This is a genomic window from Micromonospora sp. SD12, assembly GCF_052068495.1.
GTDB lineage: Bacteria > Actinomycetota > Actinomycetes > Mycobacteriales > Micromonosporaceae > Micromonospora > Micromonospora echinofusca.
Window position 1 is genome coordinate 257,136 of sequence record NZ_JBQHDF010000007.1, and the last position, 22,650, is coordinate 279,785.

Here is a 22,650-nt window from a genome sequence, read left to right on the forward strand (position 1 = left end):
GACCGGCTGGCCTAGGCTGATCGTCTGGGATGAGCCGGGAGGTCAGCGGGATGGCGCCGCGCACGGACGACGACCCGCTCGTCGCCGACGTGCCGCGGGACGACGCGTACCCGCTGATCCGGGACGAGCGGGCCTGCGTGGTGACCGCCCTGCGGCTCGGCTGGTGGATGGCCGACGCCTACCACCACGCGCAGACCGCCGAGCTGCGCGCCCCTGGGGCCGACCGGCCGGCGGGCGCACCGGCGAAGCTGTCCAACCTGACCGAGATGCCGGGGCCGCGACGCCTGCAGATGTACCTGGACGGCGTGGACGTCGCCCTCGCCCGGATCGCCGAGCTGACCCGGCGCGTCGGCCCCGCGCCCACCACCGCCGACGCGCGGGGCCGGGTCGCCGACGGCTCCGGCGACGCCCTGCTGCTCGCCCTCGACGACCTCAACGTGGAGCTGCTGCGCTGGACGATGGCCACCGACCAGCGGGTGGGGCTGGCGTACCGGCTGGGGCGCTCGCTGGCCGACACCGTCCGCTACGGCGAGGCCGTCCGGCACGGCGACGCGGAACAGGTGGCGCACCGCTTCGGCGGCCGGCAGTTCGAGATCGGCCGGTGGCTGGGCGAGCTGGCCAGCGTGCTACCCCCGTACTCGGCCGCGGTGGTCCGCCGGTCCCTGTCGGCGTGGGCGTCGGCCGTCACCAGGGCGGGCGTGGGCGACCCGACCGAGGCGGGGCTGCCCGAGCTGGCCCGCGAGCTGCGCAACCAGGGCGAGTTGTGGCAGAGCGTGCTCACCGGCGGGCTGCACCCGAGGGACCTGCTGGACGAGGAGGACTACGCGATCGTCGCCCGGAACCTCATCGTCCGGGACCGGAAGCTGGTGGCGCAGGCCGTCCGGGGGATCTTCTGGCCGGTGCTCGTACCGCTGCTCGCGGTGCTGTTCGCCGTCGTGGGGGTGAGCGCGCTCGCCGCCGCCGGGTCGCCGGTGACCCGGGCCGCCGTGGCCCTGCTCGGGCTCGGCGCCGGGCTGGCCGCGATCTGGCGTACGGTCTCCGGGCCGGCGCTCGCGGTCGCCGCAGAGGTCAACCGACCGCTGCTGGAAAGCGAGCTGACCGCCCGGATGGCCGTACGCGTCGACCGGCCCCTGGCCGCCGCGCGGGCCGCTGGCCGGGCCCGCCGCCAGCGCCGCCCCGACCAGCCGGGGCCTCGATCGAAATCCGTTGCCCCTCTCTCCCCCGCCGACCTACCGTGATCGCGCAAGGTCAACCACCGCCGCGGGAGCTGATCATGTCGATGTCGCACGTCACCTGTGTGCCGTCGTCGCTGCCCACGCGTCCGGCGTCGCCGGCGAGCGGCGGCGGCCACCGCGCCGAACACCCCGGGGGCGGCCGGCCCGACTGACGCGTGCCCGCACGACGTCGAGCCGCCCGTCCGCATCCGGACCGGGCGGCTCTTTCGTCCTCCGGTCCGCCCAGCTCGTCACCGCCACGAAGGGAGACACCGGTGGACGCCGTCCTCGTCGTCAACGCCGACCTCGGCCCGCTGCACCGGGTCACCGTCCAGCACGCGATCCGGATGCTCTGCCGGCGGGTCGCCGAGATCCACGAGGCCGAGCCCGACCGGGTGATCGGGGTGTTCCCGGTCCCCCGGGTCGTGCGCCTGGTCCGCTACGTGGTGACCCGGTGGCGGTTCAGCACCGGCCCGGCCTGGTCGCGCGCCGGCGTGCTGCGCCGCGACGGGCGCTGCTGCGCGTACTGCGGGGGGCCGGCCGGCACCATCGACCACGTCCTGCCCCGCTCGCGCGGCGGCCGGAACACCTGGCGGAACACGACCGCCGCCTGCTACGGCTGCAACCAGCGCAAGGGCGACCGGACGCCGGCCGAGGCGGGCATGCCGCTGCGGCGCGAGCCGGCGGTACCGAGCTGGGCGGCACTGGCGGGGCGGTGACGGACCGGCCGGCGGGAACGGGGGGCCGCGTCGGGGGTACGGCCCTCGGTGCGGCGCCCGCCGGCCCCGCACCCGAGGCGGGGCGTGGGAGGGTTCCCGCGCCCCGCCGTCGGGTCACCGGACGGTGGTCGAGAACGACCGCCAGCCAGACGAGGTGCCGTCGGCGTACTTCACGGAGAACCAGAAGTAGGTCCAGCCTGAGGCTGTCGGCGTCCACGTGATCCGGGCCTTGCCGTCGGCGCCCAGCGGAACCACCGTGTGGTTGCTGTCGGCAGTGGTGAACCAGCTGACCGAGGTGGCTCCCTGCGTTACGGCCGGAGCCACCGTGAACACTCCGGGGACACCGACCCCGCCGCCCGAACCCTCGATGGGGTACACGCCGTCCGAGGTCACCGTCGGCGCGTCGTCGACGTAGAAGGTGGTCTCCTGCTCGTACAGCACTTCGCCGGCGGCGTTGCGGCCCGCGTAGCCGAGCGTGTGCTGGCCGCCCTTGAGTGGCCCGATCACCGGCTCGGCCACCCCCTCGTCACCCACCGCGACGGACTGCTGCGCCGCGCCGTCGACGCGGTAGGTGACGGTGGTGACGCCGTTGCCGGGCTGGGTGCCGAACCGCATCGTCACCGCGATGCCGGCCCCGGACGGGTCCGGCTCCTGCTTCGTCGACCAGGCGGTGACCGTCAGGTCCCGGACGTTGAACGTGTACGCCCGTACCGGTGAGGCGTTGCCGGCCCGGTCGACGCTGGTCACGTAGAGCGTCTGCTTCCCGGCGTCGCGGGGCCGCCACTGGATGGTCGCCGCGCCGCCGAGCTGGTCGGCCGGAACCTGGTTGTAGAGGCTCCACTGGCTGTCGCCGTACTGGAATCGCACCACGTCCCCGACGCCGTGCGCGGTGAACAGGAAGGTGCCGGTGACGGAGGTGCCGCCGGTGGGGTTGGCCGGGTTCTCCGGATACTCCGGGGACGCGACGGTCGGCGCGACACCGGGAGCCGTCCGGTCCACCGTGAACCGGCACGGATCGCTCCACGGCGACCAGGCGCGCTGGTCGTACGTCCGGGCGTGCCACGCGTACTCGCCGTCGGGCAGAGAGGTCACCGGCACCGTACCGACGCCGCTCAGGCCGTCCCCGCCGCTCGAGATGGACGCCTGCATCGCGGTCACGGTGGACGGGTCGGCGACCGGCCAGAACTCGAACTCGGGGGTCAGCGAGTCGCCTGGGTCGCGGTCCCGGTCGGTCATGTCGGCGTACGCGCTGAACTCGGACCGGGCGAAGTGCGCTGCGCCGCACGGCGTGTCGGTGTTGCCGTTGTAGAGCCTGGTCGGCTTCAGCGGGGCGGCGTTGGTCAGCTCCACCTCGAAGCGAAACTCGTTGGTCTCCAGCCAGCGGCCGTAGGAGACGTTTGCCTCGTACCGCCTGGGGATGCGCAGCTCGGTGGTGAGCTTGTGGTCGCCCCGGGTCAGTGCGTCGCGCAGGGCGGCGGCCAGGTCCCAGGTCGTCCGCCAGGAAGTGCAGTCGCTTCCCTCCGCGGTCGCGTCGACCGCCCTGCCGATCGTCCTCGGCGGGCTCGACCAGCTGTTCTCACCGGTGAAGGCCGCGGTGGGTTGGGCGATGGTCGTACGTGGACGGGCGCAGTCGTTGGCCCTGCTCTCCCGCGCGACGAGGGTGGCCTTGCTCACCCGCCCCGCGTAGATCCCGCCGATGTCGAAGGTGACGTAGACCCGGGAGGTGTGGACGGCCTGGACATCGTCGCGCCATGAGCCGGCCGGGATCTCGCCCCCGCTGGGGTGGAAGACCGCGGTGTCGGGTGTGGTGGAGTCGGTGTAGGCGAGGAACGAGGGGGTGAGCACGTGGTGTGGCTCAGCGGCGGCCGCCGGCCCGGCCGGGAGGCCGACGGCTCCCAGCACCAGTGCGGCGGCGGCCACCCCTGCCGATGTGCGCCCGCGCCCCCGAAGACCGCGGGTGATGTATTTCAACTGGAGTTCCTCCTTCATGGCGCACCGTCGAGCGGCGGCCCACTCGGATCGTAGTGACCGTCGTCGACGGCGACGGCCCCCACGACAGCCCTCGGCGCGATGCCGGCCGGGAACCACCTGATCGGCGGAGTTCGATCACCCGGCTGGCGGTGGGCCGCCGGGCCGTCCGGCCGGTTCCTGCGGCGAGGTCAGCGCGGGCGAGGGCTGGCGGAGTAGCGTGCGGGCAACCGGAACACCGTGTGGGAACAGCGTGACCGCCGCCCGTGTCAGCCCGTCCGGGTCGCCGGTCCGCCGCCCGCGTCCGCCTCCTCCGCCCGAACGGGGAACAGATGAACCATCCTGCCCGCAGGTACGCCGCCTTCGCCGCGGCTGCGGTGCTGAGCCTCACCACCGGTCTGGCCGCCACACCCGCGTACGCTGAGGAGCCCGCCCCGGGCACGATCACCGGCCACGTGGTGACGGAACGGCCCGGCAGCGTGACCGTCAACCTCTTCACCACCGACGGCGCCGCCGGCGGACAGGTCCTCTCCGACGCCGAGGGCAGCTTCAGGTTCCCCTCGGTGCCGGCCGGGACCTACAAGATCCAGTATGGCTTCCTGGGCCGTTTCCAGTGGTCGCACCAGAAGCTCGGCTACTCCACGGCCGACGTGGTCACGGTCGCGTCCGGCGCGACCACCACGGTCCCCGAGGAGACCATGCTGCTACCCGGCGTCGTGGAGGTGGTGGCCACCGACGCGGTCAGCGGCGCTCCGGTCGACACGATCTGCGGCGGCGTCCAGGAACACTTCCTCCAGTGCGGAGCCACGAACGGTCACCTGCGGCTGGAGAACCTGGCGTCCGGGACGTACACCCTTCACGTGCGCTCGTCGGACGGCCTGCACGCCCGGCAGGAGGTCAAGAACGTCGCGGTCACCCTCGGCCGGACCACCCGGGTCGAGGTCGCCCTCCGTCCCACCACCGCCATCACCACCACCGTGGTGGACCGGGCCACCGGTGAGCCGGTGCCGTACACCTGCGTGGCCGCCCTGCCGCTGGTGTTCGGCGCACTCGACGACGACACCTGCCGGTGGGACGTGAACTACACCGACGACCAGGGCCGGGTCACCCTGCGGGAGTTGGAGCCGGGCGAGTACACCCTGCTGGTCCTCCCCGGCGACGACGTGCACGGCGCCCAGTGGGTGGGCCGCAGCGGCGGCGTCGGCCGGCAGCACGACGCCCTGCGCGTCGACGGGCAGGGCGGCCGGCTGAGCACCGTCTCCACGATCAAGCTGGATCCGGCCGCCCGGATCACCGGAACCATCCGGGACGCCGCGACCGGCGAGCCCCTGGCCAACGGCTGTGCGTCCATACTGCCGCTGCGGCAGGGCAGCGGCGGAGCACCGGGGATCGGCAGATTCTGCACCGACGCAGAGGGTGCCTACACGGTGCCCAACCTCGGCCCGTACGCCTGGCCGTTGCAGTTTTCCCACTACTACGACCACATCGAGCCCTACGCGGCCGTCTGGTCGGGTGACGCGCCGAACCGCAGGGCGGCGGAGGCGATCAGGGCGGGAATCGACGAGCCGGGCATCGCCGACATCTCGCTGCGCAGGACCGGTCCCCGGATCAACATCGCCGCGACCTCCGCGGACGGTCAGCCGTACCACGGATGGCTCGCCGGCGAGGTCTACAACGCGACCACGGGCGACCTGGTGAAGGAGTACTCCTTCTATCACGGGCCACGGGTGATCGAGGGGCTCGCGGACCAGCCGGTCAAGCTCCGCTTCGTCCCGAACCCGCCATGGACCGCCGGATGGTACGGCGGCGCCGACCGGTCCTCGGCAAAGACGATCCGGTTGCGCAACGGCGCGGCCCGGTCGATCACGATCGTCCTGGCCGACCCGGCCTGACCCGGCTGGGGGTGGGGGCGGTCGCCCCGGCCCGCCCCCGGCCAGGTGCCGCCCGGCGCGGGCCGGATGCCGTCCGCCCTACCGGCCGGGGAACGTCCTCGCGGTCAGTGCCGGGCGGGCGGGGTCCAGCCGAAGCGGGGCGGGCGGCGCTCGTGGAAGGCCGCGACGCCCTCGCGGGCCTCGCCGCTGGCCCGGACCTGCCCGTGCCACCAGGCGATCCGGTCCTCGTCCGCCCGCCCGTCGACGATCTCCTTGGCGGCGGCGACGCTGAGCTGCGACCGGGCGACCACGGCGGCGGTCAGCTCGTCCACCCGGGTGGCGAGCCGGTCGCCCGGCAGCACCTCGTCGACCAGGCCCACCCGCAGCGCCCGCTCGGCGTCGATCAGCTCGGCCGTGAAGAGCAGGTGCTTGGCCGCGGCCGGGCCGACCAGCCGGGCCAGCCGGCGGGTGGTCGGCGCGGGATACACCAGACCCAGCCGTGCCGGCGGTACGCCGAACCGCGCGTCGTCGGTGGCGATCCGCAGGTCGCAGGCGACGGCGAGCTGGCAGCCCCCGCCCACGCACGCGCCCCGCACGGCGGCGACGGTCGGCTTGGCGAAGGCGGCGAGCCGCTCCTCGGCGGCCACGGCGATGCTGGCGTCGCCGGCGTCCAGCAGCTCGTCCAGGTCGCCCAGGTCCGCGCCGGCGCAGAAGGTGTCCCCGGCCCCGGTGAGCACCAACGCCCGCACGGCCGGGTCGGCCTCCAGCCCGTCGAGCAGCGCCGGCAGGCGCCGCCACATCGCGGTGGTCATCGCGTTGCGCCGGGCCGGATTACGGATCACCACCGTCGCCACCGGCCCGGTCACCTCGACGAGGAGTTCCGCGTCCGCCACCGTCACCACCCCTTCGACGTCCGCCCGGCCGCCGGGAGCGGCGACGCGTCGGTGCGGCGACCATAACGGCGCGGGCCCGACGACCACCCTGGCGGGGTGGTCGCCGGGCCCGGCGGCGGCGCGGCTACGTCAGGAGACGTTGAGCGCGGTGTCGTCCACGACGAAGGACGTCTGGAGCGACGCGTCCTCGACGCCGGTGAACTTCAGGGTCACGGTCTGGCCCTTGTACGCGGCCAGCGAGAACGACTTCTGGCTGTACCCGGCGGCCTTGTTCAGGTTCGAGTACGTGGCGAGGGTCGCCAGCACCGTCCCGGAGGAGTTGAGCACCTGCACCCGCAGCGTGTCGTACGCGGTGCCGGTGGTGGTCTCCGCCGAGTCGACGTGCAGCCAGAAGCTGAAGTTGTACGACGTGCACCCGGCCGGCAGGCTCACCGACTGGGCGAGCGTGTCGGTGCGGCTGCGGCCGTACCCGTTCAGCCACGCGCTCCACGTGCCGGTGCGGGCCGGCTGCTCGGCGCCGTGCTGGCCGATGACGCCCGAGGTCTGCGTCCAGGTGGTGGCCCCGGACTCGAAGCCCGCGTTGCCGAGCTTCTGACCCGGGCTGGTGCAGCCGCCGCCGGTGCCGTTGACGGTGAGCGTGTAGGTGGCGCTGCGGGTGACCGAGCCGGCACCGTTCACGGTCACCGTGTAGGTGCCCGGCGCCGTGGCGGCCGTGGTGGCGATGGTGAGGGTCGAGGAGCCGCCCGAGGTCACCGAGGCCGGGCTGAACGAGGCGGTCGCCCCGCTCGGCAGGCCGGCGGCCGACAGCGTCACGGTCTGCGCCGAGCCGCTGGTGGTGGCGGTCGCCACGGTGGTGGAGACCGAGCCGCCCGGGTTCACCGCGCCGGAGGTCGGCGAGAGCGAGACCGAGAAGTCGTTGCCGGTCGAGCACGGCGCGTCGTTGCCGGCCACGTTCACCGCGGTCCAGGCCGCCTGGACGGTCCGGTATTCGGTGGAGCAGCTGCCGTACAGGTCGGTGGCGGCGCGCAGGGTGTACGCCCGGGCGGTGTTCGCCGGGTTGCTGGTGTTGACGTACGAGGTGTTGGAGGTGAAGTACGCGTCCAGCGCCCGCCACCAGATCTTCTCGGCCTTGACGCGGCCGATGCCTGTCACCGCCGGGGCGGAGCCGCAGATCGGCGAGGTGCCGTACGGGGTGGCCCCGGTGCCCTCGGCGAGGTTGAAGAAGAAGTGGTTGGCCACGCCGGACGAGTAGTGCACGTCCTTGTTCTTCGTGGAGGTGGACCAGCAGCTGTCGCCGGAGCCGTCCAGGGCCGGGTTGTACATGTAGCGCAGCGGCGTACCGTCGCCGTTGATGTTGATCTTCTCGCCGACCTGGTAGTCGCCCGGGTCGGCGGGGCTGTTGGCGTAGAACTCGACCATGTTGCCGAAGATGTCGCTGGTGGCCTCGTTGAGGCCGCCGGACTCGCCGGAGTAGGTCAGGCCGCCGGGCACCACGTTCTCGGTGACGCCGTGGCTCATCTCGTGGGCGGCCACGTCGATGGAGACCAGCGGCCGGGAGTTGCCGCTGCCGTCGCCGTACGTCATCCGGGAGCCGTCCCAGAAGGCGTTGACGTAGTTGTTGCCGTAGTGCACCCGGCTGGGCACGCCCCGGCCGTCGCCGAAGATGCCGTTGCGCCCGTGCACGTTCTTGAAGTAGTCGTACGTCTTGGCGGCGCCGTAGTGCGCGTCCACGGCGGCGGACTGCCGGTTGGAGGTGGCGCCGGTGCCCCAGGTGTTGTCGGCGTCGGTGATCGTGGTGCAGGTCGACGTGCCGTTGTTCATGTCGCACGTGGAGCCGTTGCCGCGCAGCGGATCGATCATCTGGTACGTGCTGCCGGAGAGCGTGGTGTCCACCGTGACGGTGCCCGAGTAGACGCTGTTGCCCGTGCCGGCGACGGCCTCGATCTCGTCGTACGAGCCGATGACCTTGCCGGTGGTGGCGTCGGTGACGACGTGGAACCGCGACGGGGTCTGCCCGTCCGGGTGCCAGCCGGTGACGACGGTCTCCCAGGCCAGCCGGCCCTTGCCGGAGCTGGCGTCGACGAAGAGCTCCGGGGTGCCCACGGCGGTGAGCGTGCCGGAGAACTCGGCGCGGGCGGCCTTCTTCGCCGCCGCGGCGGGGACCCTGGCCGTGGTGGGCAGGGTCAGCGGGGCGTCCAGACCGACCGAGGAGCCGGCGTAGCCGCCGTTCGGGGTCGTGTGGATGACGAAGTCACCGCCGTACACGCGCAGGCCCTGGTAGGTCCGGGTGTAGCGGGTGTGCGCGGCGCCGTTGGCGTCCACCTTGGTGCTGTGCACCTGGTAGGCCTCGGCGGCGGTGCCCTGGACGGCACCGGGGTTGGTGCGCAGGACGCTCGCCGCGGCGGCGGCGGGCCCGCCCGGGGCGGGGGCGGTGGGGGGTGCCGCGAGCGCCGGGGTGGCGACGCCGGTCAGCAGGCCGCTGGTGAGCAGGGCCGTACCGACGGCGGCAAGGGGTCTTTTCACGTGCCCTCCTGAACGGGGGTATGCGTGACGGGGATAGTCACGCATGTAGATATAACGATGTGATGACCCAAAAGAGAAGGGGTGATCCGAATTCCGTCCGGGACATTGACCGTTCGGTGGAACCGGAGCCGGTGGGAACCGCGCCGCCGCGCCGCGCGTCCGAGCGGCATGAGATCAGCTTCGATGGCCGGCGTCAAGGTCGCGCTGGTGGCGGCGGTCCTGTCCGGCTGCACGACGACCGCGCCGACGGACCGGACCACGCCGCCCACGACCGACCGCCCGGCGGCCGGCACGACGGCCCCACCCGCCTCCGAGCCGACGCCGGCGCGCGTCGTGCTGACCCGTTCGGGCGGGATCGCCGGGCGCGGCGACACGGTGACCGTGGAGCCCGACGGGCGGTGGAGCGTTGTCGACCGCGCCGGGTCGCGGCGTACCGGCCGGCTCTCCGGCGCTGACCTGGACCGGCTGCGCCGGCTCGTCGCCGACCCCGCGCTCGCCGCCGAGGCGGGCCGCCCGTCTGCTCCGACGGCCTGCCGGGACGCCTTCAGCTACCGGCTCACCGTCGGGACGGTGGAGACCGGGTACGTGGACTGCCCGACCGACGGCGGCGCGCCGGCGACCGCCCGCGCGGTGGTGGAACTGCTGGTCGGGGCCACCGGCTGAGCGCCGCACCGCCGGGGCGATCCCGCGCGCAAATTGCAACGCAACGTCGCGTTGCGTTAACGTCGACGCATGACCACCACCGCGCTCACCCCGCACGCCGACCCGGCGGGCCCGGTCACCGGCAACCCCGCCGCCCCCGGTCGCCCACCGGCGCTGCCCGCCGGCGCCGCCGCGCTCGTCGGGCAGGTGCGCGGCACCGGGCCCGCGTTCAGCGCCACGTCGCCGCTGACCGGCGCCCGGACGGTGGACGTGGCGTCGAGCACCCCCGCCGACGTCGACGGCGCCTTCGCCGACGCGCGGGCCGCCCAGCGCCCCTGGGCCGGCCTGCCCGTGGCCCGTCGGGCCGCCGTCCTGCTCCGGCTGCACGACCTGGTGCTCGACCAGCAGGCCGAGGGGCTCGACCTGGTCCAGTTGGAGGCCGGCAAGGCCCGCCGGCACGCGGTCGAGGAGGTCCTCGACGTCGCCATCAACGCCCGCTACCACGCGCGCGCCGCCGCCCGGCTGCTGCGCCCCCGCCGCCGCGCCGGGGCGCTGCCGGTGCTCACCCGCACCCGGGAGCTGCGCTTCCCGGTGGGCGTGGTCGGCGTCGTCTCGCCCTGGAACTACCCGCTCTCGCTGGCCGCCTCCGAGGTGCTGCCCGCCCTGGCGGCCGGCAACGCGGTGGTGCACCGGCCCGACCCGGCGAGCATGCTCAGCGCGCTGTGGCTGCGGGCCCTCGCCGTCGAGGCGGGGCTGCCCCCGGCGCTCTGGCAGATCGTCGCCGGCGAGGGCGCCGACGTCGGGCCGCTGGTCACCGAGCGGGCCGACCTGGTCTGCTTCACCGGCTCCACCCGGGTCGGCCGCGAGGTCGCCGCCCAGGCCGCGCGCCGGCTGGTCCCGTCCTCGCTGGAGCTGGGCGGCAAGAACCCGCTGCTCGTGCTCGACGACGCCGACCTGGACCGGGCGGTCGAGGGCGCGATCCGGGCCTGCTTCGCCAGCGCCGGCCAGCTCTGCGTCTCCGCCGAACGCGTCTACGTGGCCGACCAACTGCACGACGAGTTCCTGCGCCGCTTCGTCGCGCGCACCGGGACGCTGCGGCTGGGCGTGGGCGGCGACTTCGCGGCCGACCTCGGCTCGCTGGCCTCCGCGCGGCAGCTCGACACCGTCACCGCGCACGTCACCGACGCCGTCGGGCGGGGCGCCACCCTGCACACCGGCGGCCGGCACCGCCCCGACATCGGCCCGTACGTCTTCGAACCGGCCGTGCTCACCGGCGTCGCCCCCGGCATGCGGATGTACGCCGAGGAGACCTTCGGGCCGGTCGTCGCCGTGTACCGCTTCCGCACCGACGACGAGGCGGTGGCCCTGGCCAACGACACGGCGTACGGGCTGAACGCCAGCGTGTTCAGCGGCTCCGGGGCACGCGGCGAGGCGGTCGCGGCGCGGATCGACGCGGGCGCCGTCAACGTCAACGACGGCTACAGCGCCGTCTGGGGCAGCGTCGACGCCCCGATGGGCGGCTGGAAGGACTCCGGGCTGGGCGGCCGGCACGGCGCCGACGGGCTGCTCCGGTTCACCCGGGTCAAGACCGTCGCCCGGCAGCGCGGGCTGGACCTGGCCCCCGCGTACCACCGGCCGGGGGCGCACAGCGCGGCCTGGACCCGACGGATGACCGCGGCGCTGCGCCTGCTGCGCCGCACCGGGCTGTGACCGTGACCGGCGGGCCGGCGGCCGTCCGGGGGCCGCGCGGCGCGGGGGCGATCCACGCGGCCGTGCTGGACCTGCTGGAGACCGAGGGGTACGCCGGCCTGACCGTCGAGGGGGTGGCCCGCCGCTCCGGGGTCAACAAGACCACCCTCTACCGGTGGTGGCCGTCGAAGCCCTCGCTCGTCGCGGCGACGTTCCGGCACGCCATCGCCCGGGACCTGCCGGTGCCGGACACCGGCACGCTGCGCGGCGACCTGACCGCCCTGCTCAGGTCGAAGGCCGCGTTCTTCGCCGACGGGCCGGGGCGGCTCGCCGCCGACGTGCTCGCCCACACCGGCGCCGACGCGGAGCTGGGGCGGCTCGCCGACGAGCTGCTCGGCCAGCACTGCGCGCACGTCACCGAGCTGACCGGGCGGGCCCGTGCGCGGGGCGAGCTGACCGGGCCGGTGGACGACGCGCTCCTGGCCGACCTGCTGCTCGGGCCGGTCTGGCTGCGGGCCGTGGTCACCCACCGTCCGCTCACCCCGGCCGACGCCGACGCCCTGGTCGACACCCTGCTCGCCGGCCTGCCGACCGGCCGGGGTCAGCAACGGTAGTCCTTCGGCGGGGCCGGTGTCGCGCAGCCCGGGCGGCAGGTGCGCGCCACGTCGTCGACGGCCACCAGTGCCGGCGTCCCACCATAGGGAGATGGCCGCCGACAGGTGAGACCTTGGGAAGATCCGGCCGACACGGAGGTCACCCGCACCGTCTGGAGTCTGATGCTGTCGGGGCCATCTCATGGTGATCCATGAGATGGCCCCGACAGTTCTCATCGGTCGTTCTCCTGCGGTGCGGCGTCTGACTCGCCTCTGGTGCTGAGTGCTCGTTCCTCAGACCGTCCCGCGTCGCCGGACGTCAGGCTCGGGTGATCCAGTAGAGCAGGTAGGGACCGCAGGTCACCGGGTCCGTCTGCGATCGAGTGACCACCCAACCTGCGGGCACCTGGGTGGCGGAGCAGATGTGCATCCCGTTGTAGAGATTGCTCGTGACCCAGTAGCTCAGGTGGGGTCCGCAGTTGACCGGGTTCGTCTGCGCCTGAGTGGCCACCCAGCCGGCGGGCACGTGGGTGGCGGAACAGATGTGCATCCCGTTGTAGAGATTGCTCGTGACCCAGTAGCTCAGGTGAGGTCCGCAGTTGACCGGGTTCGTCTGCGCCTGAGTGGCCACCCAGCCGGCGGGCACGCGAGTGGCGGAACAGATGTGCATCCCGTTGTAGAGATCGTTGGTGATCCAGTAGAGCAGGTGGGAGCCGCAGCTGGCCGAGTCCCTCTGCGCCTGGGTGACAACCCAGCCGGCGGGGACCGGCGTGGCCGAGCACATGGTGGTGGTGGCTGCCTGCGCGGGGCTGGAAACCGCGAGAGAGAGGCCGAGGCTGGCCGCGGCGAGCGCCACCGCCATCAGAATTCGGTGCACAAGCCTCAGGTGACCTTTCGGATGCTGGCCCGTCTTCATCCGTTCTCCTTCATTTCCGGTTGGATATCGCCCACCGCGCAACGGCTAAGACTGCGGCGAATGGGCTGGGCAACGCCGGACCGCATGACCGGCCGGCCGACAGGCCTCGCCGCCCCGCCGGAGGCAGCGGAACCGTCACTGAATTGGATCAGCAGCAGGCTTGGCCTGGGGACTACCAACTGGTTTCGTCGCCCATACCAAACCCGACGCTCGTGCGATCTCCTGACGCCGCACCGGCGCCCACGCGTACACCCGGGCGGTGCGCACGGCCGACGGGTGGGCAGGACGGCGGCCGGGCGCGCTCTTTCGGCTGCCCACACTCGACTGACGCGGCGGCGAGAAGGCTGCTGGCAGCCGCCGGTGGACCCGCCTCGGCCCGTAAGGCCGGAGCCGTGTGCTCGGCGACTCCCGGCCGGGACGGTCCGGGCAGGCGGCCCCCTCCGCCCATACCGCAGGGGGCGCAGACGTGACCGCGCCTGACGACGCCCTCCACGAGAGACCTATCCGTCAATACGTGGCATATCATTGTTCCTTCTCCTACCGCCCGTCACCGATCGGCGGCAATGGATCGGGAAATGCCGAGCGCCGCGCCGCCGAACTCCATTTCGTGCCCATTCGGTCGCTGTCCGTGCCGACCGTCCTTAGCCCGTCCGATCCACCAGTGGGTCGTGCGAGTTGGCATTACCGATCACGCGCGCCGGCCATACCATCTGAACTCGTGGAAACGGTAGATCTTCGACTTCTGCTGGGTGTCGCTGACGGTGACGACTGTCCCGCCCTCGCCGCCTCGCTCGGCCTCAGCGAATCCGCGGTGCGAAAGCGCCTCCGCCGATTGACCGGTCCCGAGGAGACGGCCTGGCTGCGACAGACGGGACGAAGTCACCACCTGACCGAGCGGGGGAGGGCCGTGTTGGGCCCGGCCAGCCAGGCGGTGGCCGCATCGCAGGAGATCGCGCGGCTCCTCGGCGTCGAGTCCCTTTCGCCGCGCCACGTCCGGGTGGTCACCACGATCGCCGCGACCGGCTCGATCGGCAGCGCTGCCGGCCAGCTACGGATTCCGCAGCCTTCGCTCAGTGCGCAGCTGGCGCGGATCGAACGGCGCTGGCAGGTCACCCTGTTCGAGCGCACCCGAAGCGGTGTCGAGCCCGCCCCGAGACTCGTCGAACTGCTGCCACACCTGCGCCTGCTGGAACGGACGCTGTCCTGCCTCGCCGCGCCGGCCACAGCCGAGGAAGCTTCGGTGACCTCAGGAAACCTGCAGTTGGCCAGCGAATTCGGTTTCCACGGGCTCATCGACGCGCTCCGCGACGATGCTCAGGTCGACGTGCGGCAACACATCATCGACATCCCCGGTCCGGGCTGGGCGCCGACCATGCTCGCCGCCGACATCTGTTTGTACGCCGATCTTCCGTTCGTCAGTCTGGCCGTACCGCCTGGGCGGGACAGGGCCGTCGCCTTCGAGGATCCTGCCCATGTCCTGATGCCACTCGGTGCCGATGGCGGCCGGACGACGGTGGGCCTGCGCGAGTTGGCCGACTACGACTGGATCACTGGTCCGCCAGGCAGCCGCAACCACCAGTCCGTACTCCTGCTCTGCCGGTCGATGGGATTCGACCCGCGGATCCGGTTCACCGCCCTCAACGGGCCCAGCGGTCGCCGCATCATCGAAGATGGTGGAGCGGTGGCCCTCACCGGCGCGACCCTGGTCCCCAGTGGCGCGCTGCGCGCCGTCCGACTCGCAGAGGACGTCCGGGTGCGGATGACCGTCGGATGGCGGCGAGGCAGCACCGCTACCGCGACGGCTCAGTGGATCGTTCGCTGGCTGCGCGACGGTCAGATCCGGCGACTGGCGGAGCTACGCCCGGACCTGCTCGCCGAGATGCGTGCCGACCCGGTCGGCTGGCCCGCCTTCGCCGAAGCGCGAGCCGACCGTCAGTGACAGCCGGAGGAACCTGCCGCCCGTTCTCCTGGAGACCAACGTGGACACGATCGACCTGCGGCTGCTGCTGGGCGTCGCCGACGGGCTCGACTGCCCGGTCCTCGCCGCCCGACTCGGTCTGAGTGAGACCGCCGTCCGCAAGCGGCTACGCCGGCTGGCCGGTTCCGCCGGAGTGTCGTGCCTACAGCGGACCGGGACGGAGTACCACCTGACCGGCCAGGGGCAGGCAGCGTTGGGATCGGTCAGTCAGGCGACGGCCGCTGCCGAGACGATCGCCGCCCTGATCGGCGTCGACGTCGTGGCCAGGCGGCACGTACGGCTGGTGACCTCGGTCGCCGCAGCCGGATCGATCAGCGGAGCGGCCCGTCACCTCGGGCTGCCCCAGCCGGCGGTGAGTGCCCAGCTGACACGGATCGAGCGACGCTGGGGCACCCTGTTCGACCGGACTCCGAGGGGAGTGTCCGCCAGCCCGCTACTCGTCCAGTTGCTGCCACACCTGCAGAGGCTGGAGAAGGAAATGTCCCGGCTGGCCGGGACGACCATGGCCGACGACACAACATCGGTCCCGGGTGGCCTGACGGTGGCCAGTGAGTTCGGTTTCACCGGGCTGGTCGACGCGCTGCGCGACGGAGGCTTGGCCAACGTACGGCAGCACGTCGTCACCATTCCCGGCCCGAACTGGGCACCGGCGATGCTCGCCGCCGACATCTGCGTGTACGCGGACCTGCCCCTCGCCGGCCTTGCCACGCCCGCCGGGTGGGACACGACCGTCGCCTTCGAGGACCCGGCGTACGTCCTGCTCCCCAGGGATGCTGGTGCCGGCCGGACGACCATCGCACTGCGCGAGTTGGCGGAGCACGACTGGCTCACCGGCCCCGCCGGCACCCGCAACCAGCGGTCGGTCCTCGCCGTCTGTCGAGCCGCGGGCTTCGTACCCCGGATCCGCTTCACCGCCCTCAACGGGCCCAGTGGTCGCCACATCCTGAAGGATGGCGCAGCGGTCGCCCTCACCAGCGCCACCCTCGTGCCTCCCGGCGAGCTGCACACCGTGCGGCTGGCAGAGGACCTCCGGGTCGCATTGACCGTCGCGTGGCGGCGCGGTGGCCCGGCCGCGCCGACCGCCGCGTGGTTGGCGCGGTGGCTGCGTGACCGACACATCGGGCAGTTGGCCGAACGTCGCCCGGACCTGCTCGCCGTGTTGCGCGCCGACCCCTCCCGCTGGCCCGGCTACGCCCCGACGTGAGTCGGGGCGCCCCTTCCGGTAGGCACCCACCGGCGGCACGCTCCCGATCAGGGTCCCCGCCGCGAGGGTCAGCCCCTGGGGAACATCTGGCCGATGCGGATCTTGTTGCCGAACGGGTCGCGGATGCCGAAGTCGATCCCGTACGGGCGCTCCATCGGCTCGTCGGTGATCTCGACGCCCTTGGCGACGAGGTCCTCGTACGTCTTGTGCGCGTCGTCGGTCGTCATGAAGAGGTAACCGCCCAGCGCGCCCTTGGTGAGCAGCTCCCGGACCTGCTCGGCGGTGGCCGGGTCCAGCGCCGGCGGGCCCGGCTTCTCCAGCAGGATCTCGCGCTCCGGGTCGCCGGGCAGGTTCACCGTCAGCCAGCGCATGAACCCGAGGTCCTGGTCGGTGTTGACCTCCAGGCCGAGCTTGCCGACATAGAAGTCCAGGGCCTCGTCCTGGTCGAGCACATAGATCTGGGAGCGGCTGATCGCGTTCATCGTCATGCCGGAAACGCTACGGGGCGGGCCTGACCTGCTGCTTATCCAAAACTGACGTCTGCTGCCCGAAGCTGCTGGGCCGGGTCCACGCCTTGGTGAAGCACACCGGCACGGCGGCGGCCGGCGCCTTGCGGCGGCGGTACTCCGACGGCGGCTCCCCGACGATCTGCCGGAACGTGCGGCTGAATGTGCCCAGGCTGGAGAAGCCGACCGCGTAGCAGACGTCGGTGACGTCCCGGTCGGTGTGCAGCAGCAGGTACATGGCCCGCTCCACCCGCCGCCGCTGGAGATAGCGGTGCGGGGTCTCGCCGAAGGTGGCCCGGAAGGTGCGGATGAAGTGCGCCTCCGAGACGTACGCGATCCTGGCCAGGGCGGGGATGTCCAACGGCTGGTCGTACGCGCGGTCCATGGCGTCCCGGGCGCGCAGCATGGCCCGGTTCGACTCCTCCGTCGCCCTGCTCACGCCGTCCAGCATAGGGTGCGCACCACGCCGGGCCCGCTACCCCGGCGCGGACGCCAGGATGGCGTCGAGGCCCAGGTCGAACAGCTCGTCGTCGCTCCATCGCGCCTCGTCGAGGTGGCCGGAGGCGCCGAGGGTCGGATAGGCGGTGGGGTTCGCCGTGATGTGCCGCCGGGCCTCGGCCCGCGCGTGCGGATCAGCGGTCTGGCGCCAGGTGGCCTCGGTGAGCGCAGCGCCGATGACGTAGTTGGCGAGCAGTCGGGTGGCCACCGCCAGTCGACGGTCCGAGAAGCCGCCGCGGACCAGGGCCGACTGGAGGAACTCGGTGCGCGCGAGCACGTTGGGGCCCAGCATGGGACGCCCGATCAGGCTCGCCGCCCAGGGGTGGCGGAGGATGGCCGCCCGCCAGTTCCGGGCGAGCGTACGGACGTCGTCGCGCCAGTCGCCCACGTCGCGCGGGAGTCGCACCTCGCCGAAGATCTCGTCGACGGCCAGGTCGAGCACGTCGTCCTTCGTCCTCACGTGCCAGTACAGCGCGGTGGGGGTGACGTCGAGCTGCTGGGCGAGGCGACGCATGGTCAGTCCGTCGATGCCGTGCCCGTCGAGCAGTGCCACGGCGGCGTCGACGATGCGCTGGCGGTTCAGCGGCGGCGTACGGCGCTCGCGGGCGGGGTCCGCACGGAGCCACACCGAGCGGGGAGCACCGGCACGACCGACCGGCTCTTCGCGCGGCGCCCCGTCGGATCCGTTGATGGTCACCCGACCACCCTAGTACGGTGCTGAAGTAACTTAACGACGGTAAGTTGCCCCCACGACGTTAGGTTCGCCGGCCACGACACCGATCGAGGGAGGTCCGGACATGCCCCTGATGCGGATCCAGCTCGACACCGACCCGACGACGGCCCGCCGGGTCCTGGCACTGCACCGCGCCGGGAGACACCACCACGAGTCCCGGGAAGCCGCCCGCAGCGAGGTCTGGCGCCACGGCCGCACCCCGGCCGCCGACCCGGTCTTCGTCGGCGTCACCAACGGCAGACCCGTCCGCCTCATCTACGACGTGGAGGTCCATCTCGACACCACCGCGTAAGCCGGGCAGCTTCAGCAGGGAAAACGCCGTGCCGCTGACTGCACGGGTGGCCCTCTCGTGGTGATGAACGGAGCCCTCGTCGGGGTCTCATCGGCGTGCGCGCTGTCGACGCCACGGTCGACGTCAAGCAGCGCCTGCGAGAACTGCTCCGCGAGGCCGGCGTCGACCCCGACCTCGTTCAGGCGCCCGGGCGCGACCGGTGACGCCCTCACAGGTCAGCAGGGCGGAGCGCCCGAAGGCCCGTCGGAGTCCACGGACACCCAGCCACGCCCGCCCGGCGCGAAGTGCTGATGAAATTTGGAGCCCCCGGCCGGGATCGAACCGGCGACATCTCGCTTACAAGGCGAGTGCTCTGGCCAGCTGAGCTACAGGGGCGTGTGGTGCCGACGTCAGCATAGCGACTGACGTCCGGATTTCCGCCTCGGCAGGCCCCCCGACCACGGGAAACGTCACCGACGCGCTGCGGCGTACCGGCATTGGCGGTCGATTGATGTCCGCCCGTGCCCGAGTGACCGGAATGTCTATGCGGCCCGTCCCATCCCGTGCGCCCCGCCTTGGCAGGTGACGAAAAGCCGTTTACCGTGCAGTGACACGGACGACATCTCGATCATCGAGAGGCTGCCCGTGGGCCGGCGCGTCCCGTGCCGACCGCTCCTTCACTCGGATCGTCCGGCACGTTCCTGCCGGTGAGAGGAAGCACCCCACCATGGCTACGGTCACCTACGCCAAGGCGTCCCGGATCTACCCGGGCACCGAGCGTCCCGCCGTCAACCAGCTCGACCTGGAGATCGGCGACGGCGAGTTCCTCGTCCTGGTCGGCCCCTCCGGTTGCGGCAAGTCCACCAGCCTGCGCATGCTCGCCGGCCTGGAGGACGTCGACCAGGGCTCGATCCACATCGACGACCGGGACGTCACCCACCTGCCGCCGAAGGCCCGCGACATCGCGATGGTCTTCCAGAACTACGCCCTCTACCCGCACATGACGGTGTACGAGAACATGGCGTTCGCGCTCAAGCTGCGCAAGACCTCCAAGGCCGAGATCGACCGGCGGGTGAAGGAGGCGGCGGCGCTGCTCCAGCTGGAGGAGTTCCTCGGCCGCAAGCCGAAGGCCCTCTCCGGCGGTCAGCGCCAGCGGGTGGCCATGGGCCGGGCGATCGTCCGCGAGCCGCAGGTCTTCCTCATGGACGAGCCGCTGTCGAACCTCGACGCGAAGCTGCGGGTGCAGACCCGTACCCAGATCGCGTCGTTGCAGGCCAAGCTGGGCGTCACCACCGTCTACGTCACCCACGACCAGGTCGAGGCCATGACCATGGGCCACCGGGTGGCGGTCATGCTCGACGGTGTGCTCCAGCAGGTGGACACCCCGCGCGCGCTCTACGACACCCCGGCCAACGTCTTCGTCGCCGGCTTCATGGGCTCCCCCGCCATGAACATCAAGACCGTGCCGCTGAGCGAGCGGGGCGCCGCCTTCGCCGACCTGCACATCCCGCTCACCCGGGAGCAGGTCGAGGCGGCCCGCGCCGACGGCGGCGCCGACAAGGTGACCGTCGGCTTCCGCCCCGAGGACTGCGACCTCGTCAGCCCGACCGAGGGCGGCATGCCCGTCGTCGTCGAGCTGGTCGAGGACCTCGGCTCGGACGCCAACATCTACGGCCACGCCGCGCTCGAGGGCAACAACGAGCGCTTCGTGGTCCGTACCGACCGGCGCAGCATGCCGAACATGGGCGACACCGTGTTCGTCAAGCCGCGCGAGGGCCGCAGCCACGTCTTCAACGCGAGCACCGGCAACCGCATCTGACGTACGACGGAAGAGGGGCGGCCCGCCATCGGCGGACCGCCCCTCTTCGTGTCTGCGGGATCAGCCCTCGGCGGCCCGGCGGCGCGCCACCTCGGCGAGGGTGACGGCGGCCGCGACGCTGGCGTTGAGCGACTCGACGTCGGAGACCATCGGGATGCTGACCGTGAGGTCGCAGGTCTCGCCGACCAGCCGGGAGAGCCCCCGGCCCTCGGAGCCGACCACCACGACCAGCGGGCCGACGGCGGCCTCCAGGTCGTAGAGGTCGGTCTCGCCGTCGGCGTCCAGGCCCACCACCATGAAGCCAGCGTCCTGGCAGGCCTTCAGCGACCGCGTCAGGTTGGTGACCTGGGCGACCGGCACCCGCGCCGCCGCACCGGCGCTGGTCCGCCAGGCGGTCGCGGTGATCCCGGCGGCCCGCCGCTCCGGTACGAAGACGCCCTGCGCGCCGAAGGCGGCGGCGGAGCGGATCACGGCGCCGAGGTTGCGCGGGTCGGTCACCCCGTCCAGCGCCACCAGCAGCGGGGCGGCCTGCTCCAGCGCCGCCGCGACGAGGTCCTCGAAGGGCTCGTACGCGAACGGCGGCACCTGGAGACCGACGCCCTGGTGCAGCACGCCGCCCGTCATCCGGTCCAGCTCGGCCCGGCTGATCTCCAGGTTGGCGATGCCCCGGTCGGCGGCCCTCCGGATGATCTCGTTGACCCGGTCGTCGACGTCGATGCCCTGGGCGGTGTAGAGCGCGGTCGCCGGCACCAGGGCGCGCAGCGCCTCCAGCACCGGGTTGCGTCCGACCAGCAGCTCCGGGGTGTCCTTCGACGGGTTGGACTTGCGGCCCGGGGCGACCCGGGGACCGCCGCGACCCGTGGGCCTGGCACCCCGACCACCCGTACCGCGCCCGCCCGTGGTCGGTACGCCCCGGCCACCGCCCTTGCCCCAGGTGGTGTCCTTGCTGCCGGGCTGGCCGATCTTGGGAGCGCGGCCCTCCTCGGCCGCCGCCCGGCGCTCCTTGTCCTGCTTCCAGGCGGTGCGCTGGGGCAGCTTCTCGGTGCCCGAGTATGCCTTGTGCCAGGGCCGCTCGTCGGCGGGCAGGGTCCTGCCCCGCCCGGCGAGGGAGTCCTTGTTCTTGCCACCGGAGCCCTTCGGGGCTCCCGCCTTCGGCGTCAGACGCCGGCCACGGCGCTGCGAGTTGCCGGCCATCAGTCCTGCTCTCCAATAGTCCAACGGGGGCCCTGGGGGGTGTCCTCGACCACCACGCCGGCCTGCTTGAGCTGGTCGCGTACGGCGTCGGCCGCGGCCCAGTCCTTGCGACCGCGGGCCTGTGCGCGCTGTTCCAGGGCCAGCGCGACCAGCGAGTCCACCACGCCGCGCAGGTCGTCCGCGCGGCCGCCACCGGTCCACGCCGGGTCGAGGGGGTCGATCCCGAGGATATCCAGCATGGCGCGGGCCGCGGCCAGCGCCGTGCGGACGGTCACATCGTCGCCGCCGGTCAGCGCGGTGTTGCCGTCGCGGACCACCTCGTGCAGGACGGCGAACGCGGCCGAGGTGTTCAGGTCGTCGTCCATCGCCGCCGCGAACGCGCCCGGCAGCTCACCGAGCTGGCCGGGGCCGACGCGCTCGACGGCCCGCTGCACGAACCCCTCGATCCGGCGGTACGCGACGGCGGCCTCGCGCAGCGCGTCCTCGGAGTAGTCGATGCGGGACCGGTAGTGCGCGGCGGCGTAGTAGTAACGCAGCTCCACCGGGCGCACGCCGAGCGAGTCGACGTACGTCAGGTCGAGGGCGTTGCCGAGCGACTTGCCCATCTTGGCGCCGCCGATGCTGAGCAGCCCGTGGTGCACCCAGTAGCGGGCGAACGGCAGCCCGGCGGCCTGCGACTGGGCGATCTCGTTCTCGTGGTGCGGGAAGGTGAGGTCCAGCCCTCCGCCGTGGATGTCGAACTCGGCGCCGAGGTAGCGCCAGCACATCGCCGAGCACTCGATGTGCCAGCCCGGCCGGCCCCGCCCCCACGGCGACGGCCAGTAGGCGTCCGCCGGCTCGTCGGGCTTGGCGCCCTTCCACAGCGCGAAGTCGCGCGGGTCGCGCTTGCCCCGGTCGGGCGCGTCCCCCGCCGACTGCATCGCGTCCGGCGACTGCCCCGACAGGGAGCCGTACGCCGGCCACGAGCGGACGTCGAAGTAGACGTCGCCGGAGTCGTCGGTGGCCGGGTAGGCGTGCCCGTCGGCGATGAGCTTGGCGATCAGCTCGTGCATCTCCGGGATGTGCCCGGTGGCCCGCGGCTCGTACGTCGGCGGCAGCACGTTGAGCGCCTGGTAGGAATCGGCCAGGATCAGCTCGTTGGCGTACGCGATCGACCAGAACGGCCTGCCCCGCTCCATCGCCTTGACCAGGATCTTGTCGTCGATGTCGGTCACGTTGCGGATGAAGGTGACCTCGTAGCCGGCGGCGAGCAGCCAGCGGCGCAGCACGTCGTAGTTGACGCCGGAGCGAAGGTGACCGATGTGTGGCGGGGCCTGGAGGGTGAGACCACACAGGTAGACCCCCACCTTGCCGGCTTCCCGCGGGACGAAGTCCCGCACCGATCGGGTGGCGGTGTCATACAGGCGTAGCGTCACCGTA

19 protein-coding genes and 1 tRNA gene are annotated in these 22,650 nt (G+C 72.7%); 10 read left to right on the top strand and 10 right to left on the bottom strand.

What is annotated here, in order from left to right:
* Positions 1 to 50: 50 nt before the first annotated feature.
* Positions 51 to 1,238: a hypothetical protein gene (locus tag ACTMS2_RS16905; RefSeq protein WP_441176206.1), complete on the top strand. Its 1,188-nt coding sequence runs from the start codon at positions 51 to 53 to the stop codon at positions 1,236 to 1,238.
* Between the two features lie 251 nt (positions 1,239 to 1,489).
* Positions 1,490 to 1,933, top strand: coding sequence for an HNH endonuclease (locus ACTMS2_RS16910; RefSeq protein WP_441176207.1), 444 nt, complete (start codon positions 1,490 to 1,492; stop codon positions 1,931 to 1,933).
* Between the two features lie 114 nt (positions 1,934 to 2,047).
* Here the strand turns inward: ACTMS2_RS16910 and ACTMS2_RS16915 are convergent, their stop codons facing one another.
* Positions 2,048 to 3,922, bottom strand: a complete 1,875-nt coding sequence (locus tag ACTMS2_RS16915) for a hypothetical protein (protein WP_441176208.1) — start codon at positions 3,920 to 3,922, stop codon at positions 2,048 to 2,050.
* 311 nt (positions 3,923 to 4,233) lie between these two features.
* On the opposite strand from ACTMS2_RS16915, the gene ACTMS2_RS16920 reads away from it, so the two are divergent.
* Positions 4,234 to 5,793, top strand: a complete 1,560-nt coding sequence (locus tag ACTMS2_RS16920) for a hypothetical protein (protein ID WP_441176209.1) — start codon at positions 4,234 to 4,236, stop codon at positions 5,791 to 5,793.
* Between the two features lie 104 nt (positions 5,794 to 5,897).
* On the opposite strand, the gene ACTMS2_RS16925 is transcribed toward ACTMS2_RS16920, so the two are convergent.
* Both ACTMS2_RS16925 and ACTMS2_RS16930 read right to left on the bottom strand, forming a co-directional pair.
* Positions 5,898 to 6,671 carry an enoyl-CoA hydratase/isomerase family protein gene (locus tag ACTMS2_RS16925; RefSeq protein WP_441176211.1) on the bottom strand — a complete coding sequence of 258 codons (774 nt, stop codon included), beginning with the start codon at positions 6,669 to 6,671 and terminating at the stop codon, positions 5,898 to 5,900.
* A 123-nt stretch (positions 6,672 to 6,794) separates the two neighbouring features.
* Positions 6,795 to 9,188 carry a M4 family metallopeptidase gene (locus ACTMS2_RS16930; protein ID WP_441176212.1) on the bottom strand — a complete coding sequence of 798 codons (2,394 nt, stop codon included), beginning with the start codon at positions 9,186 to 9,188 and terminating at the stop codon, positions 6,795 to 6,797.
* 168 nt (positions 9,189 to 9,356) lie between these two features.
* Between ACTMS2_RS16930 and ACTMS2_RS16935 the strand changes: the two genes are divergently transcribed.
* The 3 genes from ACTMS2_RS16935 to ACTMS2_RS16945 all read left to right on the top strand — a co-directional run bounded on the left by ACTMS2_RS16935 (position 9,357) and on the right by ACTMS2_RS16945 (position 12,133).
* Entirely contained in the window at positions 9,357 to 9,851 is a 495-nt protein-coding gene (locus tag ACTMS2_RS16935; RefSeq protein WP_441176213.1) for a hypothetical protein, read from the top strand.
* A 69-nt stretch (positions 9,852 to 9,920) separates the two neighbouring features.
* A complete protein-coding gene (locus tag ACTMS2_RS16940) occupies positions 9,921 to 11,540 on the top strand; it encodes a succinic semialdehyde dehydrogenase (protein ID WP_441176214.1) in 1,620 nt (539 codons plus the stop codon).
* A gap of 2 nt (positions 11,541 to 11,542) precedes the next feature.
* Positions 11,543 to 12,133, top strand: coding sequence for a TetR/AcrR family transcriptional regulator (locus ACTMS2_RS16945; protein ID WP_441176215.1), 591 nt, complete (start codon positions 11,543 to 11,545; stop codon positions 12,131 to 12,133).
* Between the two features lie 298 nt (positions 12,134 to 12,431).
* Here ACTMS2_RS16945 and ACTMS2_RS16950 read toward each other — a convergent pair whose 3' ends face one another.
* Positions 12,432 to 13,028 (bottom strand): hypothetical protein, encoded by a 597-nt coding sequence (locus ACTMS2_RS16950; RefSeq protein WP_441176216.1) that lies wholly within the window; start codon positions 13,026 to 13,028, stop codon positions 12,432 to 12,434.
* 718 nt (positions 13,029 to 13,746) lie between these two features.
* Between ACTMS2_RS16950 and ACTMS2_RS16955 the strand changes: the two genes are divergently transcribed.
* Both ACTMS2_RS16955 and ACTMS2_RS16960 read left to right on the top strand, forming a co-directional pair.
* Entirely contained in the window at positions 13,747 to 14,967 is a 1,221-nt protein-coding gene (locus tag ACTMS2_RS16955; protein ID WP_441176217.1) for a LysR family transcriptional regulator, read from the top strand.
* A 40-nt stretch (positions 14,968 to 15,007) separates the two neighbouring features.
* Positions 15,008 to 16,210, top strand: coding sequence for a LysR family transcriptional regulator (locus ACTMS2_RS16960; RefSeq protein ID WP_441176218.1), 1,203 nt, complete (start codon positions 15,008 to 15,010; stop codon positions 16,208 to 16,210).
* A 68-nt stretch (positions 16,211 to 16,278) separates the two neighbouring features.
* On the opposite strand, the gene ACTMS2_RS16965 is transcribed toward ACTMS2_RS16960, so the two are convergent.
* Genes ACTMS2_RS16965 through ACTMS2_RS16975 form a run of 3 tightly spaced genes read right to left on the bottom strand, consistent with a single transcriptional unit; the run spans position 16,279 to position 17,911 of the window.
* The gene (locus tag ACTMS2_RS16965; RefSeq protein WP_121401524.1) at positions 16,279 to 16,698 is read right to left on the bottom strand and encodes a VOC family protein; all 420 of its coding nucleotides are present in this window, start codon (positions 16,696 to 16,698) and stop codon (positions 16,279 to 16,281) included.
* A 10-nt stretch (positions 16,699 to 16,708) separates the two neighbouring features.
* Positions 16,709 to 17,155, bottom strand: a complete 447-nt coding sequence (locus ACTMS2_RS16970) for a helix-turn-helix domain-containing protein (RefSeq protein ID WP_441176219.1) — start codon at positions 17,153 to 17,155, stop codon at positions 16,709 to 16,711.
* 36 nt (positions 17,156 to 17,191) lie between these two features.
* Positions 17,192 to 17,911 carry a TetR/AcrR family transcriptional regulator C-terminal domain-containing protein gene (locus ACTMS2_RS16975; protein ID WP_441176220.1) on the bottom strand — a complete coding sequence of 240 codons (720 nt, stop codon included), beginning with the start codon at positions 17,909 to 17,911 and terminating at the stop codon, positions 17,192 to 17,194.
* 100 nt (positions 17,912 to 18,011) lie between these two features.
* Between ACTMS2_RS16975 and ACTMS2_RS16980 the strand changes: the two genes are divergently transcribed.
* Positions 18,012 to 18,239 carry a hypothetical protein gene (locus ACTMS2_RS16980; RefSeq protein WP_089003170.1) on the top strand — a complete coding sequence of 76 codons (228 nt, stop codon included), beginning with the start codon at positions 18,012 to 18,014 and terminating at the stop codon, positions 18,237 to 18,239.
* A 298-nt stretch (positions 18,240 to 18,537) separates the two neighbouring features.
* Here the strand turns inward: ACTMS2_RS16980 and ACTMS2_RS16985 are convergent.
* Positions 18,538 to 18,614, bottom strand: a tRNA-Thr gene (locus ACTMS2_RS16985).
* A gap of 331 nt (positions 18,615 to 18,945) precedes the next feature.
* Between ACTMS2_RS16985 and ACTMS2_RS16990 the strand changes: the two genes are divergently transcribed.
* Complete coding sequence (locus tag ACTMS2_RS16990) at positions 18,946 to 20,037, top strand: ABC transporter ATP-binding protein (RefSeq protein ID WP_441176221.1); 1,092 nt, start codon at positions 18,946 to 18,948, stop codon at positions 20,035 to 20,037.
* A 60-nt stretch (positions 20,038 to 20,097) separates the two neighbouring features.
* On the opposite strand, the gene rlmB is transcribed toward ACTMS2_RS16990, so the two are convergent.
* Positions 20,098 to 21,231: a 23S rRNA (guanosine(2251)-2'-O)-methyltransferase RlmB gene (rlmB, locus tag ACTMS2_RS16995; RefSeq protein WP_441176222.1), complete on the bottom strand. Its 1,134-nt coding sequence runs from the start codon at positions 21,229 to 21,231 to the stop codon at positions 20,098 to 20,100.
* On the bottom strand, positions 21,231 to 22,646 hold the full coding sequence (gene cysS / locus ACTMS2_RS17000) for a cysteine--tRNA ligase (RefSeq protein WP_441176223.1): 1,416 nt from the start codon (positions 22,644 to 22,646) through the stop codon (positions 21,231 to 21,233). The genes rlmB and cysS overlap by 1 nt, the downstream gene beginning before the upstream one ends.
* Positions 22,647 to 22,650 lie beyond the last annotated feature (4 nt).

What these genes read in the sequence shown, in the direction of transcription:
- ACTMS2_RS16905 (WP_441176206.1), top strand. Translation starts at nt 51, where the DNA reads ATGGCGCCGCGCACGGACGACGACCCGCTCGTCGCCGACGTGCCGCGG.
- ACTMS2_RS16915 (WP_441176208.1), bottom strand. Translation starts at nt 3,922, where the DNA reads ATGAAGGAGGAACTCCAGTTGAAATACATCACCCGCGGTCTTCGGGGG.
- ACTMS2_RS16920 (WP_441176209.1), top strand. Translation starts at nt 4,234, where the DNA reads ATGAACCATCCTGCCCGCAGGTACGCCGCCTTCGCCGCGGCTGCGGTG.
- ACTMS2_RS16935 (WP_441176213.1), top strand. Translation starts at nt 9,357, where the DNA reads ATGAGATCAGCTTCGATGGCCGGCGTCAAGGTCGCGCTGGTGGCGGCG.
- ACTMS2_RS16940 (WP_441176214.1), top strand. Translation starts at nt 9,921, where the DNA reads ATGACCACCACCGCGCTCACCCCGCACGCCGACCCGGCGGGCCCGGTC.
- ACTMS2_RS16950 (WP_441176216.1), bottom strand. Translation starts at nt 13,028, where the DNA reads ATGAAGACGGGCCAGCATCCGAAAGGTCACCTGAGGCTTGTGCACCGA.
- ACTMS2_RS16965 (WP_121401524.1), bottom strand. Translation starts at nt 16,698, where the DNA reads ATGACGATGAACGCGATCAGCCGCTCCCAGATCTATGTGCTCGACCAG.
- ACTMS2_RS16980 (WP_089003170.1), top strand. Translation starts at nt 18,012, where the DNA reads ATGCCCCTGATGCGGATCCAGCTCGACACCGACCCGACGACGGCCCGC.
- ACTMS2_RS16990 (WP_441176221.1), top strand. Translation starts at nt 18,946, where the DNA reads ATGGCTACGGTCACCTACGCCAAGGCGTCCCGGATCTACCCGGGCACC.
- rlmB (WP_441176222.1), bottom strand. Translation starts at nt 21,231, where the DNA reads ATGGCCGGCAACTCGCAGCGCCGTGGCCGGCGTCTGACGCCGAAGGCG.